13 protein-coding genes and 1 other annotated feature are annotated in these 16,594 nt (G+C 44.0%); of the genes, 4 read left to right on the forward strand and 9 right to left on the reverse strand.

The window, feature by feature from the left end; genetic code table 11:
* Positions 1-40 precede the first annotated feature (40 nt).
* Positions 41-1,534: a glutamate/gamma-aminobutyrate family transporter YjeM gene (gene yjeM, locus G541_RS0102820; RefSeq protein WP_009551176.1), complete on the forward strand. Its 1,494-nt coding sequence runs from the start codon at positions 41-43 to the stop codon at positions 1,532-1,534.
* Between the two features lie 63 nt (positions 1,535-1,597).
* On the opposite strand, the gene G541_RS0102825 is transcribed toward yjeM, so the two are convergent.
* From G541_RS0102825 to G541_RS0102840, 4 genes are all read right to left on the reverse strand, one after another.
* Positions 1,598-1,993 (reverse strand): GNAT family N-acetyltransferase, encoded by a 396-nt coding sequence (locus G541_RS0102825; RefSeq protein WP_009551178.1) that lies wholly within the window; start codon positions 1,991-1,993, stop codon positions 1,598-1,600.
* Between the two features lie 394 nt (positions 1,994-2,387).
* On the reverse strand, positions 2,388-3,395 hold the full coding sequence (locus G541_RS0102830; RefSeq protein ID WP_027826436.1) for a DUF6681 family protein: 1,008 nt from the start codon (positions 3,393-3,395) through the stop codon (positions 2,388-2,390).
* A gap of 21 nt (positions 3,396-3,416) precedes the next feature.
* Positions 3,417-3,890: a hypothetical protein gene (locus tag G541_RS0102835; protein WP_027826437.1), complete on the reverse strand. Its 474-nt coding sequence runs from the start codon at positions 3,888-3,890 to the stop codon at positions 3,417-3,419.
* A 1-nt stretch (position 3,891) separates the two neighbouring features.
* Entirely contained in the window at positions 3,892-4,335 is a 444-nt protein-coding gene (locus G541_RS0102840; protein WP_027826438.1) for a Fur family transcriptional regulator, read from the reverse strand.
* Between the two features lie 217 nt (positions 4,336-4,552).
* On the opposite strand from G541_RS0102840, the gene G541_RS0102845 reads away from it, so the two are divergent.
* On the forward strand, positions 4,553-5,947 hold the full coding sequence (locus tag G541_RS0102845) for an APC family permease (RefSeq protein ID WP_027826439.1): 1,395 nt from the start codon (positions 4,553-4,555) through the stop codon (positions 5,945-5,947).
* Between the two features lie 402 nt (positions 5,948-6,349).
* On the opposite strand, the gene G541_RS0102850 is transcribed toward G541_RS0102845, so the two are convergent.
* From G541_RS0102850 to G541_RS0102865, 4 genes are read right to left on the reverse strand one after another with little or no spacing between them, the layout of a single operon-like run.
* Positions 6,350-7,498, reverse strand: a complete 1,149-nt coding sequence (locus G541_RS0102850; protein WP_027826440.1) for an ArgE/DapE family deacylase — start codon at positions 7,496-7,498, stop codon at positions 6,350-6,352.
* A gap of 23 nt (positions 7,499-7,521) precedes the next feature.
* The gene (locus G541_RS0102855; protein WP_009551191.1) at positions 7,522-8,223 is read right to left on the reverse strand and encodes a methionine ABC transporter permease; all 702 of its coding nucleotides are present in this window, start codon (positions 8,221-8,223) and stop codon (positions 7,522-7,524) included.
* A complete protein-coding gene (locus G541_RS0102860) occupies positions 8,216-9,277 on the reverse strand; it encodes a methionine ABC transporter ATP-binding protein (protein WP_027826441.1) in 1,062 nt (353 codons plus the stop codon). Before G541_RS0102860 ends, G541_RS0102855 begins: the two co-directional genes overlap by 8 nt.
* 10 nt (positions 9,278-9,287) lie before the next feature.
* A complete protein-coding gene (locus G541_RS0102865) occupies positions 9,288-10,133 on the reverse strand; it encodes a MetQ/NlpA family ABC transporter substrate-binding protein (RefSeq protein ID WP_009551195.1) in 846 nt (281 codons plus the stop codon).
* Between the two features lie 90 nt (positions 10,134-10,223).
* Positions 10,224-10,474: a binding site (T-box leader), on the reverse strand.
* A gap of 154 nt (positions 10,475-10,628) precedes the next feature.
* Here G541_RS0102865 and G541_RS0102870 point away from each other — a divergent pair.
* The gene (locus tag G541_RS0102870) at positions 10,629-13,046 is read left to right on the forward strand and encodes a Xaa-Pro dipeptidyl-peptidase (RefSeq protein ID WP_027826442.1); all 2,418 of its coding nucleotides are present in this window, start codon (positions 10,629-10,631) and stop codon (positions 13,044-13,046) included.
* A 51-nt stretch (positions 13,047-13,097) separates the two neighbouring features.
* Here the strand turns inward: G541_RS0102870 and G541_RS0102875 are convergent, their stop codons facing one another.
* Complete coding sequence (locus G541_RS0102875; protein WP_027826443.1) at positions 13,098-15,422, reverse strand: glycoside hydrolase family 31 protein; 2,325 nt, start codon at positions 15,420-15,422, stop codon at positions 13,098-13,100.
* 175 nt (positions 15,423-15,597) lie between these two features.
* Between G541_RS0102875 and G541_RS0102880 the strand changes: the two genes are divergently transcribed.
* On the forward strand, positions 15,598-16,578 hold the full coding sequence (locus G541_RS0102880) for a LacI family DNA-binding transcriptional regulator (protein WP_027826444.1): 981 nt from the start codon (positions 15,598-15,600) through the stop codon (positions 16,576-16,578).
* Positions 16,579-16,594 lie beyond the last annotated feature (16 nt).

The raw sequence follows: 16,594 nt of genomic DNA on the forward strand, positions 1-16,594 counted from the left end.
ATTTTAAAAAACTATACATTATGTAGAAAGAAGTATTTTTATGTCCAAGAAAACTATTAAGCAGATCACCCTTAGCGGTTTGGTCTTGATGATTTTTTCATCAATTTTTGGGTTTAGCAACTCAATGACTGCTTTCTACCAGATGGGTTATGCAAGTATCATTTGGTACGTTTTGACTGCAATTTTGTTCTTCGTCCCTTCAGCTCTGATGTTTGCTGAATACGGTGCCTCCTTCAAGGCGGCTAAAGGTGGGATTTACTCCTGGCTAGAAGGTTCTATTGGTAAAAAGCCGGCCTTCATCGGGACTTTCATCTGGTTATCCGCATGGATTGTCTGGCTCGTTTCTTCTACGCAGTTCTTCCTCGTTTCAGTATCAACCATGTTGACCGGACATGATACTACCCAAAGTTGGCACCTCCTAGGGATGTCAGCCAACAAAACACTGGGGATTCTAGAAGTTATCTTCCTTATTATAGTTACTTTCGTTGCTTCCCGTGGGATCGACAAGATTTCTCGGATTGCATCTGTCGGGGGCGTTATTACCCTAGGAATTTCTGTGATCTTTATCATGGCAAGCTTATTACTGTGGGTACTAAATCACGGTCACTTAGCGGAACCAATGACAGCGACTAACTTGATCAAGTCACCTAACCCGATGTTTGTTTCCCCAATCGCCATCTTGTCTTTCATTGTGTACGCATTGTTTGCTTATGGTGGTTTAGAAACAATGGCCGGGGTGATTGACTCTGTTCATAAACCTGAAAAAACTTTCCCTAAGGCCCTGATCATTGCAATGTTAATGATGACCTTCCTCTACATTTTGACCATCTTCTTATGTGGGGTCGCTGCTAACTGGAATACAGTGTTAGGCAAAGCCCATGTTAACTTGGCTAATGTTGAGTATGTCCTCATCAACAACATGGGGTTAACCCTCGGTAAAGCGCTCGGTCTAAGTTCCAGCGGGGCTGTCATCTTAGGTAAGATTTTCTCCCAGATCACTGCGCTGAGTGATGTTTTCGGGGGCTTGGGAGCTGCCTTTGTTATGTGTTATTCCCCAATCAAATCTTTCATCGAAGGAAGCGACTCCCGCCTTTTGCCTAGCCGCTTAACTGCCCTCAATGATGTCGGCATGCCGGCCTTTGCCATGTGGTGTCAAGCAGCTCTGGTATCAGTAATCATCCTCTTCATCTCCTTTGGGGGCGATGCTGCTAACCAGTTCTACACCATTTTGACCGACATGATGAATGTTTCATCCTCGGCACCATATCTTTTCTTGATTGGGGCTTTCCCATTCTTTAAGATGAAAAAGGATCTCGATCGCCCGTTTGTCTTTTTCAAAAACCAAACTTGGACATGGATCATTTCAATCATAGTTTGGTTAGTTATTGCCGTCGGAATCGTCTTCACTTGTGTGCAACCAATTCTGGATGGTGATTACGCTACTGCTTTTTGGACTGCCTTTGGGCCTGTTCTCTTTGGCGTACTCGCATGGATTTTCTACCGGCGGGCAGAACGCAAACATATTATCGACTAACTTAATAGTAAACGAAAAGAGGTTGGAAAAATTTTATCTTTCCAACCTCTTTTGTCATCTTCATTATCTTAAAACGTAAGCTCCATAGCCAATATCTTGCTCTTTATCAAACCCTAAATAACGGAAGAAGCGATCGGTTTTGTCGTCAGCACGGGCTGAGAGGACTGCAATATGATTCAACGAATCAAAATACCGCACCGAGTGACGAATCAAATCGGCCCCAAGCTGTGAATCTTCATATTCAGGTAAAACTAGTAGGTCTTGAATATAGGCCGTAGTTGCATAGTCACTGATAGCCCGGACAAGTCCTACTAGCTTGCCTTCTTCAAAGGCAGCAATAACATGGGACTTCTTCAAACCCTTCCGCAAGTTCTCAATGTTTTCTTTATCCCAACCTGCACTATCAAAAAACGTGATTAGCTCTGACCGGTTGAGTTTGGGATTTACCACCATTTCCATCTACTTGTCCTCCTCAAGGTCACTCACCGCTTTTTCTTAACGTATGATTAAATAAAAATGATAAAATTAATAATTCAATAATAATTCATCTGACCAGAATTATCAAGCCGAATCCCCTACCACAAGAAATTATTCGCGTCTTTGACCATTAAGAAGTGGGTGGGAGCTGATTTTTGCAGCCAGGCGTTAGGTTAAGCTAGGACGATGGTTAGCACCCCTTCGTTCGCAGTTTAGATATTAGACTTGCGACTATTTCCCATGTTATCTGTGAGACATTAGTAAATAAAGACCGCGGCTATGGATAACCTTAGCGCTATCCCTTAGCATAACAAAAAAGTTCAGGATGAGTGATTTTCATCCTGAACTAATCGTGAGTTGTTTTCTCATTATTCGATTAACGGTGATACCGTTCCGTCCGACTATAATGTTCGAGACTATTTGGTTGATCCGAAGAGTCTTTCCACTCTGCATCAGTATGTTGGGTCCGTCGCAAAGGTTGGTCGGAGCTAGAATTGGTTTTTGATGGCTCAGGTTGGGACGATGGCGGAGCTATTGGAGCGGTAGCTACGGCTGTTTTTTCTTGATATGCTAGTTGGACTTTGAGAGTAAATGGTTGGTGTTCTTCCATCACTGAGGACCGGCCCCCGCGCTTAAATGGTCCACCTGCCACAACCGCCGTTGCGATTGATAGGCGGTACTTGGTCAAAGCTTGGGTGGCTGGCATAAGGCCGATTTCAGTAATCGTTGCTAAAGACTGACTTTCCATTTGGTTCAGACCGCCGTATACCTCAAGCCGGTCACCAGTGTTTTTCAAGTTGAAATATGGCAAAGCCACCGGATCAGCTAACGCATAAACTTGTCCTTGATTCTTTGTTTTGAGCTCCTGATAAATATCATCATCAGTTCGGCCTCCGTAGTCAAGATTCAGATATTGAATCTTTGCTAATTGTTGCACCAATTGTTGGATATTGGCCTCCTGCTTGGGTGAGAATGCTAGCGTAGCAGGAAGTAAATTTTCATCTTTAAAAATCCCATTCGTCTGCACATAACCATGCTGCTGGTAAAAGGCGCGGGCCCGCGCTACTTTTTTCCGTGCTTCTTCCTCTGGATCCTTGGGCGTGATATGCAACCACTGCATAATCACTGGACTAATGTCAAATTTCGCCGGCTGATCCGTAAAGAAATACATGACATTTAAATAGGTAAAATATAATAAAATCAAAAATGCTAAGATGAACAATGTGCCTCGTCCCGCAAAACCGTTAGCATAAAAGCGGTAAGCAACATAGAGAAGATAGAAGTTCCCCAGCCCGCCGAGCACAGTATAAACACGGTTCTTTATTTTGGCATTCATGTTAATGTAGCCAATCCAGCCATTGATCATACTTAAAAGACTAAACATCGGTGATCCTCCTTTCTATAATTATTGTCCACCATTCTGGGTAGTGGTCCCACCGCCTTGCGTTGTTGTGTTTTGATTTTGCGTATTAGTAGCATTACTATTCGTAGCAGCACTAGAACTAGACTTATCAGTAGTCGTGTCATTTTTCGTTGTAGTCGAGCTATCTGCCGTCTGGTTACTATTTTGTCCGGTATTTTCCTGATTAGTATCCGGCGAATACGTCGTTGTCGCCGAACTTGTCGCAGCAGAACTCGAATCTGCGCTAGAACTATCTTGTTTTTTATCTTTGTCTTCCGAACTACTATCCTTTTTACTGCTCTGATCACTGCTGTCTGCTCTTGGGATAGATTCACTCACACTCGAGGACACTTGGGTTATCTGGCGTCCTTCTGATGTATGAGTCACCTTGTTGACCGCAACGTTTGTTGCTCCTAAGGCAAGCACCGCTGACAAAATCGCAAATGGTGTTAACAGTGGTGGTACTCGGTATGCCATTTTATGATCGCTCCGTTTCTTTTTTTAGCCTTGCATTACACTGGGCACAAATGCCATAGATTTCAAAAACATGACTTTCAATTGTACACCCGGCCAGTTGTTGTTTAACCTGTTCATCGAACGGACAAACAGCTATCTCTTGCACCCGCCCACACTTCTTACAAATGAAGTGGTGGTGATGGTTCTGAAAATCGCATTGGTACTTCACACATTTCCCCGTCGGCCGGTTGATTGCTTCCAGAATTCCCATCCGGGTAAAATCTTCGATATTTCGATAAATCGTGTTGTGACTAACTCCTGGGTAGAGCTGCCGCAAATAAGCATCTACCTGTGTCACTTCAATAAAATGATGCTGAAAATTACTCAGATATTCCAGTATACTTTGTCGTTGCTTAGTCACCTTGTAGTTGTTACGCCGCAAAATACCCAACGCTTCATCAATCATCTGCTCCACCCCCACTTCGATGATGAATTTTCTTCTCTAGTTTAGCATTCCCGCCTCCGTGAGGCGAATTTTATTCTCATTTCTTAGCATATTTTATACAAGCTCCGCCCTACTTACTAGCTAAATCCCTTTAGCATAAAAATGGGATCTAAATTAATTTTGACATCTTATTCTCATCTTGTTATTTTTAATATATCTATATTATGGAGGTGAATTTATGGGGCTGAAAGAACGTCTTTTCCAAAAAGAAGATCTTTCCCGCTACTTGGCTTCTGATAAGGGTTTTACTAAAACACTTAACGCACGTGACCTAATTTCCTTAGGGGTCGGCGTGGTAATCGGGACTGGAATCTTCATTTTGCCTGGGACAGTGGCTGCACTGCACAGTGGCCCGGCCATCAGTCTTTCATTTGTTATCGCTGCTTTAGTTTGTTCCCTGTCTGCGATGTGCTATGCTGAGTTGTCCTCTGCTTTACCCGTCGCAGGGAGCGCCTATTCCTTCGGTAACGTGCTGTATGGCGAAAGTATCGGTTGGTTTTTAGGATGGGCCTTGATCTTAGAGTACATGCTCGCCGTAGCTGCTGTTTCAACAGGGTGGGCTTCATATTTTAACTCATTTATCAGTGCCCTGGGCTTGCATATGCCCCAAGCTTTGAGTGGACCGTTTGATCCGGCTCACGGTACATATATTAATATCACTGCCGTCGCCTCTGTTTTAATCGTTGCACTCTTGCTCGCTCATGGTTCGCGGACTTCAGTACGGGTCAATGACATCATGGTAATCGTCAAAGTGATCATCATCTTGATCTTCGTAGTGGTGGGTGCCTTTTTTATTAAGGGCAAAAACCTGCACCCATTTATGCCATATGGCTTCAGTGGGGTTATCAAGGGTTCCTCATTGGTCTTCTTTGCTTACCTTGGTTTTGACGTTGTGGCTGCTTCAGCCGCCGACGTCAAAGATCCCCAAAAAAATATGCCTCGGGGAATCATTGGCACGTTGGTCATTACCACGATTCTTTATATTGCAGTATCCGTGGTCCTCACGGGAATAGTTTATTACAAACAGCTAGACGTCAGCAACCCAGTGGCTTATGCCTTACAGCTGGTTCACCAGGACTGGGTCGCTGCTATCCTCTCAGTGGGGGCTTTGGCAGGGATGGCAACTAGCATGATTTCCACCATGTTTAGTTCCACCCGCCTGATCTATTCTATCGGTCGCGATGGGTTGTTCCCGGAAGCGTTAGGAAAGATCAATCCTAAGACTAAAGTCCCTACCAATAGTTTGATCATTGTAACAATCATTATCGCTTTCTTTGGCGGGGTAGTTTCTTTGGATCAGATCACTAGCTTGGTCAACATTGGTACCTTACTAGCCTTTACTTTTGTATCCTATGGTGTTATCCGGCTGCGTAAGCGTCCTGATATTAAGAATACGGGATTTAAAGTTCCTTTCTATCCCGTCTTACCGCTTATTTCGGTTATTATGTGTCTAGCCTTGATGACCCAATTACCAGCGGAAACATTGTTGGCATCCTTGGTATGGTTTATCATCGGAGCAGTAATTTACCTAAGTTATGGCATTAGGCACAGCAAGTTAAATAAAGTTGACTAATTTTATAAGGCGGGAAGAAAATTCTATTTTTTTCCTAGCCTTATTTTTGTTCACTAATAACACACCAATAACGTGAAGAATAAAAAAGGAGCGGTCCATTTACTATGAACACGCTCCAATGTTAGGGTTATAATTATGAAAACTTTTTTGTTCATCGTTAGGATTTAGGGAGAAAAAGAACAAAATTTTCAATTTAGGGGAGTCAGTTAATTGCTATTAACTGATTGTCTTTATCATACGCAGTATTTGTGATGAATTTGTGAAGAATTTTCTACAAAAAGTTAAAACAAGTTAAAAATATCTAGTGTTATTTTACTAGGGTTGTTACTAAAAAGCCGAAACTGGAAGAAAACAATGTTTTCTCACCAGCCTCGACTTTTATTTTCCAGTTACATTTAATAGCTAATTAAAATAGCCAACAATCAGTTTCTTATAGGCCTCAATCGTTGCTAAATAGCTACTGATCGAAGTATATTCATCAACTTGATGGGCGATATTCCAATCATCTGGTCCGAGCAGTACCACAGGCAAGTCAGGATTGGATTTAACAAATACCGATGCATCCGTCGCCCCGTTGATCGTTGTCAACATTGGTTCAGCATGATCTGGATAGGCTGCATATGCGGCCTGACTGCTTGCTAATGCTAACTGCACCAAAGATGACTCAGGATCCGTTCCGACCGGTCGCCAATCGTGGAGCACTTCGAGGGTCAGTTGAGCCTGCCCTTGCGCATTGATTTGAGTTACCAGTTTCTGCAATCTCTGACTAACTAACTCATTGCCAAAGACTTTAGTGGCACGAATATTCCCGTAAAGTTCAGCATGATCGGGAATCGTATTGACCTGGTCTCCGCCATGCATAATCGTGACACTATGCTTTACCTCACCGAGGTAAGGATCCGCCGGCACATCGGCAAAGAGAGTTCGTTCGGCAACACAAAAATCCACTAGCGCTGCTAGGGCATTCTTACCCTGACTGGGTTCGGACGAATGAACAGCTTTTCCCTGGCTGACAACCCGGTAGTTAAAACTTCCCGCATGTGCGTACACAATATTCCCACTCGTTGGTTCACCGACTACTAGTGCAGCTAGGTCGCGGGCTAGGCCCGCTTTTTCCAACCGGTTGGCCCCCGGCGTTCCATATTCTTCACCAGCAGTAGCTAACCACCGTACATGCCCGGGTAATTTTCCTGCACTGACAAGTTCAATGAGGGCTAACACCTGAGCAGCAAGCCCACTTTTCATATCAGCAGCCCCGCGTCCGTAGATCCGGTCCCCCTGGACATGGGCCGCTAGTGGGGAATAAGTCCACTGGTCAGTATCCCCTAAAGCCACCGTGTCCATGTGTCCGGTAATCCCTAAAACTGGGTCCCCCGTTCCGATATCAAGAACTAGGTTGGCACGGTTGGAGGCAAATTCCAAAACCTTGGCTGCTAGTCCATATTGTTGCAACAGGCGCTGTAAGTACGTTGCAACTGCTAATTCGTTCCCATTAGCTGTATCAATTTGCAATAAATCGCGCAAGACCTTGATTTTACTTGCCTTATCCATGATCAGACATCTCTTTTCTTATATTAACGTGCTTGATGATTAAACTTCTTGGCTAAACCATCGCCAACTAACTGGATTATTAACACTAATAATAAAACTAGCAGCGTTGCAACAATGGTAATGTCATTGTTAAAGCGGTTATAGCCATAAGCAATAGCTGTATTACCTAAACCACCGGCACCGATTGCCCCTGCCATCGCCGTTAACCCGACTAAACTGATCAGGGTTACCGTTGAAACCCGGATCAATTCAGCCCGAGCTTCCCGCAGATAAACATCCACAATAATATCTGTATTGGTGGCCCCTAAAGCTTGGGCAGCTTCAACCTTACCACTATCTACACTTTCCAAGGCCACTTGTACTTGACGGGCGTAAAAAGGAAAGACACCCAGAGATAGTGGAACAATCGCTGCCGTCGTCCCAATCTGAGTTCCGACAATCAATTGCGTAAACGGAGCAATTACCGCCAGCAGAATAATAAATGGTACGGCCCGAAAAAGGGAGACTACCTTGTCACAAAAACCGAACCAGAATTTATTAGGTAAAATTCCATCCGGTTTAGCTACGACCAGAGCAATCCCAAAGACCACCCCTAGCAAACCACCAAAAATAGCCGGCCAAAAAGTCATGTAGAGGGTTTGGACGATGGCTGTTCCCCAGCCACTATCGCCAGACCAGCCTAAATTGACTACATTTGGCAAATATTCATTCAAAAAGTTAGTCATTCCAAATCCCCCGTTCATCAATCCGTGTCACTTCAACATCTTTGTCTCCTAAGAAGGCGGGAACACTAGCCAGCTGGTCATCGTTTCCTTTAACTAGAATAAACATTGTTCCAACTGGTTCGTTGCCTAAAACCTCAATGTTCCCGTAAAGCATTGACACATCCAAGCCTAACTCGCGGTATAGGTCCAAAATGATCGACTTTGTTAAGTTAGCCGCGGAAAAGACGACTTGGAATAGTCCCTGGTCTGTCCCCAGTTTACCCAAGTTGAAGGCTTTAAGAGTTTCAATCGCTGCTAAAGACCCTCCCACAAACTGGCGACTGAGTTCTGCTTTGGGACGCAAGTAAACATCCCGCAGACTTCCTTGTTCAATAATTTCTCCATGTTGCATAACTGCAATCTTGTTAGCCACGCGCTTGACCGCATCCATTTCGTGAGTAATCAAGACAATCGTTAAGCCTAATTTTTGGTTGAGATCCTTTAATAAGTCCAAAATCTGGTTGGTATTGCGTGGATCCAAAGCCGAAGTAGCTTCATCAGAGATCAAGATTTCCGGATCATTAGCCAACGCCCGGGCAATCGCCACCCGCTGTTGTTCCCCCCCAGATAACTGGACTGGATAGAAGTTAGCTTTGTCCTTTAATCCTACTAAATCCAACAACTTGAGTGCTTTGGTTTCGATCTCCTGATCTGAAAGGGGACTATGGCGCAAAGCAAACATCACATTATCAGCCACAGTGGTTTCATTCAAGAGATTGAAATGTTGGAAGATCATCCCAATATTCCGCCGCTTAGCCTGTAACTCTTTGGGGGTAACCTGCTGCTTGTGATCCGCAAAAAGCGTTGTCCCCGCAACTGTGATTTTTCCAGCTGTTGGCTTTTGCAAAAGATTGATGGTACGCACCAACGTTGACTTTCCGGCCCCAGAATAACCTACAATTCCGAAAATATCCCCCTGTTCAACATTCAAGTTGACATTTTTAACTGCAGTGACCGTCCGTCCTTTTTGTTGGAAGGACACTTCAATATTTTCTAGTTTAATGATGTCTGCCATATGGTCCTCCTTATTTCAACTTAATATCCCATGCAGTGACTTCTTTATTACCATAGTACTTGTGCAACAGGCGCTTAACTTCCTTAGTTTGGTAAGACTTTACCACATCTTTATATGCTTGGTTGTTCTTATCCTTCTTGTTAGCAGCAAAGACATTGATCCATTGTTCAGAGTCCTTGTTCAAAGGTTCAACGTAGATTGTTTGCTTATCCCCTAACTTAGCCGGAATTGCATATGTGTTGTTAACAACCGCAGCATCCACATCCTTCAGCGAACGAGCAGTTTGTTCTGCCCCTAATTCCTTGATCTTAAGTTCTTTAGGGTTCTTGTCAATATCAGCAATCGTTGCTAATTTACCTGTTCCCTTCTTAAAAGTGATCAAACCTGCATTTTTCAAAACATAAAGGGCCCGACTTTCATTGGAGGCATCGTTAGGAACTGCAATAGTAGCTCCTTGTGGCAACTCATTGAGTTTGTGGTACTTTTCTGAGTAGAGCCGAATTGGGGCAATGACCGTACTCCCAATGCTTACCAGGTCACCTTTGTTGGCCTTGTTCCAAGCATTTAAGAATGCTGTGTGTTGGAAGTTGTTTAAATCAATATCGCCATTTTGAAGAGCTTTGTTGGGTTGGTTATAGTCAGTAAAATCCTTCAACTGAACGGTTACCCCATACTTATCCTTGGCTGTTTTCTTTACTTGATCCCAAATCTTTTCATCCTGGTTAGAGATCCCCACTACCCCAACCGTAACTGTTTTGTTTTGTTGGGTCCGTTTATGGACAAGTGAGAAAATTCCTCCTCCGATAATAGCTACCAGTACGACTAACCAAATAATTAAATTCTTTCTTCTTCTCATAATTCATTTCCTCCCTTGTATCCTTGCTGATATCTTTTTCCTAACCAATTAAATTATCCCAAAAAAAATCGCCCTTTATCAACTATCTTGATAAAGGACGATTGCTCGTGGTGCCACCTTACTTCACCGAGCCCCTCACAGAGCCCAGCCTCTCTAGGTTTCTCCCCAGGACGTCTCCTGAGGAAATACCTTGCACTAGTAACGTGTGCAAACCCGTTGTTGACTAAATATCGTCAACACCATTCCCAGTCCATCTTCAGAACTTTCAACCACTCCTTCACACCACCCAGGAGCTCTCTGTAGCTATATCCGATTCCTACTCTACTGTTCATAACGTTTCTTTTGAGTAATTTATTATTGATTATGGAAACATTATAACTTAATTCTCATTTTCGTCAACATTTTTGACGAATTTTTTTCGCGTTATTTTGGGCTTCCCCCTTAAAGCGTGGTAAACTTGAGAAAAATCATTATTATTTAGGAGGGATTTTCTCAATGAAATTTAATCAATTTGCATTCCATACTCCTGATCTCGCAACCCAAATATCAGAGCTCAAGCAATTACGCTTCCTTCCGGCCGACTTCACGGTCACAGCGACTAACCCCACGACTCTGTGGTTGCACCTGCTCCAGCAAACCCAGGTTCAGGCCTTGACGCCAGCTGGGAAGAATGCGGCTGTGGCAGAATATTTGGCTACTCCTACCACTTCTGTCCCTGAGTTTGTTAACCGGCATGCAGTTGATGCGACTGCTTTCTACACTGTTGCCCTCCAGCTTTTAGGCTTTGAACATGGGGAAGACTTTACTATTGGTGATCCTTTCCCTGCCATGAACCGATTTCACCTTCCCTATCATTCTCCACTAACTACTACCAGTGATGTCGTCACTGCATGGTATAACTTACTCAACACCTTTACTAAGGGCGGATATGTTTACCTCGATCACCTGGCAGCAGCAGGCTACTTCCATCAATTGGATAACCTGCCACAACCGCTGTTTTTCAATGGTAAAGCCCAGCCCGTTTTTGCTACCGATAATCTTGTCCGCGAAGTTGTCTACGTTGAATCAGACTTAGATACCGATCATGATGGTCGCGCAGACCGCTTAAAGACTATCATCATTCGCCCACAGGCAACTAATCAAGGAATCCAGGTCCCAGTCGTATTCACTGCCAGTCCGTATAACCAGGGAACAAATGATGCAGCTGGGGACCGGATGATGCACGATGTCAACGTGCCATTGACCAAAAAGCCTGTCCAAGCGCTAACTTACACAGATATTGCTTATCAAGCACCAACAGTGCCTACACCCCAAAAGACGGTTCCTACCGATACGGTCACAGCGGCCACGGAAACTTTTTCTACTGAGCCAAGCGTCAAGTTGAATGAATATTTCCTTGCTCGGGGCTTCGCGGCCGTCTATTCTGCCGGAATTGGGACCAAGGACTCTGATGGGGTAAGAACTACTGGTGATCCAGCCGAAACAGCCGCGGTAGTGGCCGTAATTGAATGGCTTAACGGCAACCGCCCCGCCTATACCGATAGAACGGGATCAACCGCTATTACCGCTTGGTGGACCACTGGCAATGTGGCTATGACCGGCAAATCTTATCTCGGCACCCTGGCAACTGCTGCTGCTACTACCGGAGTTGACGGTCTCAAAACAGTAATCTCTGAGGCCGCTATTTCTAACTGGTATGACTATTATCGTGAAGGCGGACTAGTTGTTGCTCCTGGAGGCTTTCCTGGTGAAGATGCCGATGTTTTGGCCGAAGAATGCTTTAGTCGTCAAAAAGCAGCTAACGATTACCTTCACATCAAGAAATGTTTCCATGAGCAACTGGCGGCGATAACCGCTGGCCAAGACCGGACAACTGGATCTTACAATGCCTTTTGGGATGCACGCAACTATCTCAAAGATACTGCTCATATTACTGCTGATGTTCTCATCGTTCATGGCCTCAATGATCAAAATGTCAAGCCCGTCCATGCCTACAATCTCTGGCACAAACTGGCGCCACTATCGGGCAACCGTAAGTTGATCCTCCACCAGGGCCAACATATTTATATCAACAACTTCCAGTCACTTGATTTTTCTGACATGATGAACCTGTGGCTCTCCCATGAGCTCTACGGCATCGACAATGGGGCGCCGCAACTTCTCCCGGACGTCTTGGTTCAGGACAATAGCCAACCTGCTACCTGGCATACCTTTTCTGATTGGGGCGGAAAACCTAACCAAACCCTCTACCTAGGAGAAAAACAGCTTAGGACGCAACGTCAACTTCAAGTTCCAGTAGCATCATTCACTGATCAATTGGATCCAGTAGATTTTGACTTTTATACTCATAATCTTGACCAATGGGAAAATGACCTGCTTACCCTAAAGACAACTAAGCTAACCAGTCAGCGCCTTGTCTTTCTGACCAAACCGCTCCAACATGATCAATACCTGCAAGGCCTACCTCAAGTCAGTTTACGTGTCGCTTCTGACCAGGATATTGGTTTAATTAGCTGTATGCTGGTTGATTACGGGACTGCCCGGCGACTTAAAGCGGACCCTACCCCACTGCGGGGCTTCTCTATTCCTTATGGCTATCATTGGCAAAACAACCAGTTGCATGAATTTACTTTGGCAAAGCAACCTAGTTCGTTTAAGCTGATCAGTCGTGGGCATATCAACCTTCAAAACAGGACCAACCTCTGGCAGGCCGATCCTGTTGAGCCTGGTTCATTTTATCAAGTTGACCTGTCCCTGCAGCCAGCCTATTACCACCTATTAGAAGGCCATCAACTGGGCCTGGTAATTTGCGCAACCGATATGCCAATGACTATTCGGGGCAACCAGGGGATTACTTATTCAATTGACCCATCTAAGTCACACATTGAGTTGCAGATGACACCATTCCATTAATACACTGCTTTAGCTAAAAAAGCTGCGAGGATATTTCTCGCAGCTTCTTTTTTAGTTAGTTTCTACTTGTCGATACTGGTCAGATTCACTATCGAACGTGAATTCTGCATGCTTAGTAGCTGTTTCAACCACAATATGCTGGTACACCGGCTTGAAGTCATGCTTCTGTAACCGGACCTCAATTTGATCGTTAGCTACATTGATAACATATTCATTGAATTCACCTTGCTGATACTTGAAGTCCTGCCCATTGTCTTGATAGTGGCAATACGTACCCTGGTTACCGTATACCTTGAATGTCATCATCTTTTCTGGTTCATCACTGACGTGCATTACCTTATTTCCCCACGGGATGATCGTATCTTTCCGGACAAACAAAGGAAGAGTATCCAGTGGAGCATCAACCATAACATACCGCTGTCCCGCATATTCCGTATTGTTCCAGAAATCGACCCATTCACCAGCAGGAAGATAAACCATTCGCTTGGTAGCTCCTTGATTAACAATCGGAGCTACTAAAATATTGTCGCCCACCAGGTATTGATCGTTTAAGTTCCAGGTTTCCCGATCTTGAGGATAGTTCAACACTAATGGCCGCATTACTGGCAAGCCTGATGTTTCAGCTTGGTGGAATTGGTCATACAGGTAAGGAATCAGCCGGTACCGCAAGTTTAGGTACTTCCGATAAATGTCTAACGTCTGCTGGTCAAATGACCATGGTTCCTGATACCGTGATCCCAGAATTGAGTGATTCCGCATCAATGGTACTAAAACAGAAGCTTCAACCCACCGCGTCAACAATTCTGGGGTTGTATCTTCTTGGAATCCGCCAATATCTGTTCCGGCAAAGGCAAAGCCACTCATCCCTAAGCCATTTAGTTGGGGAATCGCTAACTGTAAATGCGACCAGACCGCAGCATTATCGCCTGTCCAAACGGTTGAATACTTCTGTGTGCCAGCATAAGCTGCCCGGGTAATGATGTATGGTCGCTGCTGCGTGGCAGCTTTCATTCCTTCGTAGGCTGCTTGCGATTGAAGATGACCAAATACATTGTGCATCTTGGCATGGGTTGTCTTTTCCTGTCCATTATGGAAAACTAGATCATCTGGAAGTTGCCCTTTAGCCCTAAAGTTGGCTGGTTCATCCATATCATTCCAAATCCCACAAGCTCCCATATCAGCAAAGAACTTAATATGCTTAGCCCACCATGCTCTAACATCTGGGTTGCCAAAATCAGGGAACACAGAATCACCAGGCCAAACTGACCCAATATAAACGCTTCCATCTGGATTTGTAACAAAGTAACCTTTAGCCATACCTTCCTTGTAAATGTCATACTTATCATCCACTTTGACACCAGCATCTAAGATTGGCATCAAACGAATGCCCCGTTCGCGCATCTTTTGGACAAAGGCTTTCGGATCAGTAAACTTTGTCGTGTCCCAGGTAAAATCACGGTAGCCCCGCATATAGTCAATATCCAGATGAATAACATCTAACGGAAGATCATACTCTGCAAACTTATCTGCAATATCTTCCACTCGCGTATCGCTGATACTATATCCCCAACGAGACTGTTGATAACCTAGCATCCATTTTTGAGGAAGGGGTGTTCTCCCTGTTAGGTAAGTGTAGTTAGCAACGACGGCTTGTAGCGTTTGCCCACCTAAAACATAGTAGTCAACGTTGCCTCCCACTGCAGAGTAGAAATAATAATTATCGCTCTCTTTGCCTAGATCAAAATGGCTCTTATAAGTATCATCAAAAAACAGACCATACGGATAACCATTTTTCATCCCATATACAACTGGGATCGACTTATATAGGTGGGTTTGACTATCATTATGTAACACTGGAACATCCGTATTCCAATTGTCATATTCATAGCCCCGCTTATTCAAAAAGCCTGTTTTTCCACCCAAGCCATAAAAGACTTCATCCTTTGCTAACGATTTGAGGATTTCAAAGTTAACATTATCTGGAGTGGCTTTAGCGTGGACAGCATGCCCCTCTGACATAACTGTATTCCGGTGCTCATCATCCATATCTGTTGGTAACATTTGCCGTTCACCACGGTAATCCAAAACCAACGGATGATTTTGTGCGTCATAAAAATCGATCTTCCGATCAGGATATACTTTACCAATTAACGCAGTGGTCTGTACTTCGATATGATCACCGCAATCAGTAACTGTGTAGTCTGTCGGTTGTTTTTTATTTCCTTCAATTGCATATGAGTTAGTTGCACAACCATGATCCTCAAATACCTCAATAATTTCTGGGGTAATAATATTGAGAATTATTTCTTTGCCTGTGGCGAAATCAAGTGTAATTTTCTGGTTGTCATCTTGATAACCAAATTTCTGGTTATTCATTGTCATTAACTCCCTTATTATGGACTTGAAGTTTAATGTAATTCGTTTACCACCTTTACCTTACCACTTTACGTAAACGTTTACAATAGCCTGATATCAACTAAATAACTCTTTCGCATAACTTCGAAAATACAGTATAATTAAGGCAATGACACTAAAAAGGACGTGTTCACTAATGGGAGTTACCATTAAAGATGTCGCTAGAGCGGCCAATGTTTCGACTGCTACTGTTTCCCGAGTACTAGCCAATAAAGAGGGCTCATACCGCGAAGAAACTGCTCAAAAGGTGCGCCAAATCGCTGCGGAAATGGGCTACCACCGTAATGTTTCCGCTGCAGAGTTAGCAGCTAATGAAATTAAAACTATTGCTATCATTCTTAACAATACTAAAACTCACTTTTGGCAAGACGTTTTAGATGGAATCCAAGACGGCATTCAAGCTCACCATCGAAATTCAATTATTTTTTATGCAGGAGATAATGATAGCGCTATGCTCACTCAAGCAATCAATTCCGCATTGGCACGCTCGGTTTCTGGAATTCTCCTTGTTGCTGCTAAAGCGAGTCATGACCAGCTCCAACTCTTAGATAAGTCCGGCATCCCCTACCGCTTTGTTTCTATCTATGGCGAACATAATGATTCCAGTAAATTTATCAGTTCCAACAATATTGAAATTGGTCAAGTAGCCACCCAATACCTGCTCCAACATGGCCACCGGCGGATTGGATTGGTAGGAATCGACAACTCTCCTACTGGACATCAGCGTCTACTTGGTTATGAAAAAGCCATGCTTAGTGCTAACCAAGTAATCGAACCCCATTGGATTCAATACGGGGATTATAGTCTTGCCAGTGCGCAAGCAGCATTTGCCACGATCCAACGCTTACACCTCACGGCAATAGTGGCTGCGAGCGATCTGGTTGGAGCTGGATTGATTAAAGTTGCCCACGCAGCCGGATTGAAACTTCCTGATGATCTTTCAATTATTAGTATCGACGGTACTTTTATCTGTGATATCACAGTGCCACAAATGACCAGTGTTACCCAAGACTTTTATTTAATGGGCAAAACAAGTGTTGAAAACCTCATTCAAACCAATGACTCTCAATTCATTCCTGTTGCAATAACCGCAAGAGACAGTGTAACAACCATCTAAAAAAGCCTAAGACTTG

This window comes from Ligilactobacillus saerimneri DSM 16049, assembly GCF_000423265.1.
Taxonomy (GTDB): domain Bacteria; phylum Bacillota; class Bacilli; order Lactobacillales; family Lactobacillaceae; genus Ligilactobacillus; species Ligilactobacillus saerimneri.

Coding starts and splice junctions, on each gene's coding strand:
- yjeM (WP_009551176.1), top strand. CDS start 41: ATGTCCAAGAAAACTATTAAGCAGATCACCCTTAGCGGTTTGGTCTTG.
- G541_RS0102825 (WP_009551178.1), bottom strand. CDS start 1,993: ATGGAAATGGTGGTAAATCCCAAACTCAACCGGTCAGAGCTAATCACG.
- G541_RS0102830 (WP_027826436.1), bottom strand. CDS start 3,395: ATGTTTAGTCTTTTAAGTATGATCAATGGCTGGATTGGCTACATTAAC.
- G541_RS0102835 (WP_027826437.1), bottom strand. CDS start 3,890: ATGGCATACCGAGTACCACCACTGTTAACACCATTTGCGATTTTGTCA.
- G541_RS0102840 (WP_027826438.1), bottom strand. CDS start 4,335: ATGATTGATGAAGCGTTGGGTATTTTGCGGCGTAACAACTACAAGGTG.
- G541_RS0102845 (WP_027826439.1), top strand. CDS start 4,553: ATGGGGCTGAAAGAACGTCTTTTCCAAAAAGAAGATCTTTCCCGCTAC.
- G541_RS0102850 (WP_027826440.1), bottom strand. CDS start 7,498: ATGGATAAGGCAAGTAAAATCAAGGTCTTGCGCGATTTATTGCAAATT.
- G541_RS0102855 (WP_009551191.1), bottom strand. CDS start 8,223: ATGACTAACTTTTTGAATGAATATTTGCCAAATGTAGTCAATTTAGGC.
- G541_RS0102860 (WP_027826441.1), bottom strand. CDS start 9,277: ATGGCAGACATCATTAAACTAGAAAATATTGAAGTGTCCTTCCAACAA.
- G541_RS0102865 (WP_009551195.1), bottom strand. CDS start 10,133: ATGAGAAGAAGAAAGAATTTAATTATTTGGTTAGTCGTACTGGTAGCT.
- G541_RS0102870 (WP_027826442.1), top strand. CDS start 10,629: ATGAAATTTAATCAATTTGCATTCCATACTCCTGATCTCGCAACCCAA.
- G541_RS0102875 (WP_027826443.1), bottom strand. CDS start 15,422: ATGAATAACCAGAAATTTGGTTATCAAGATGACAACCAGAAAATTACA.
- G541_RS0102880 (WP_027826444.1), top strand. CDS start 15,598: ATGGGAGTTACCATTAAAGATGTCGCTAGAGCGGCCAATGTTTCGACT.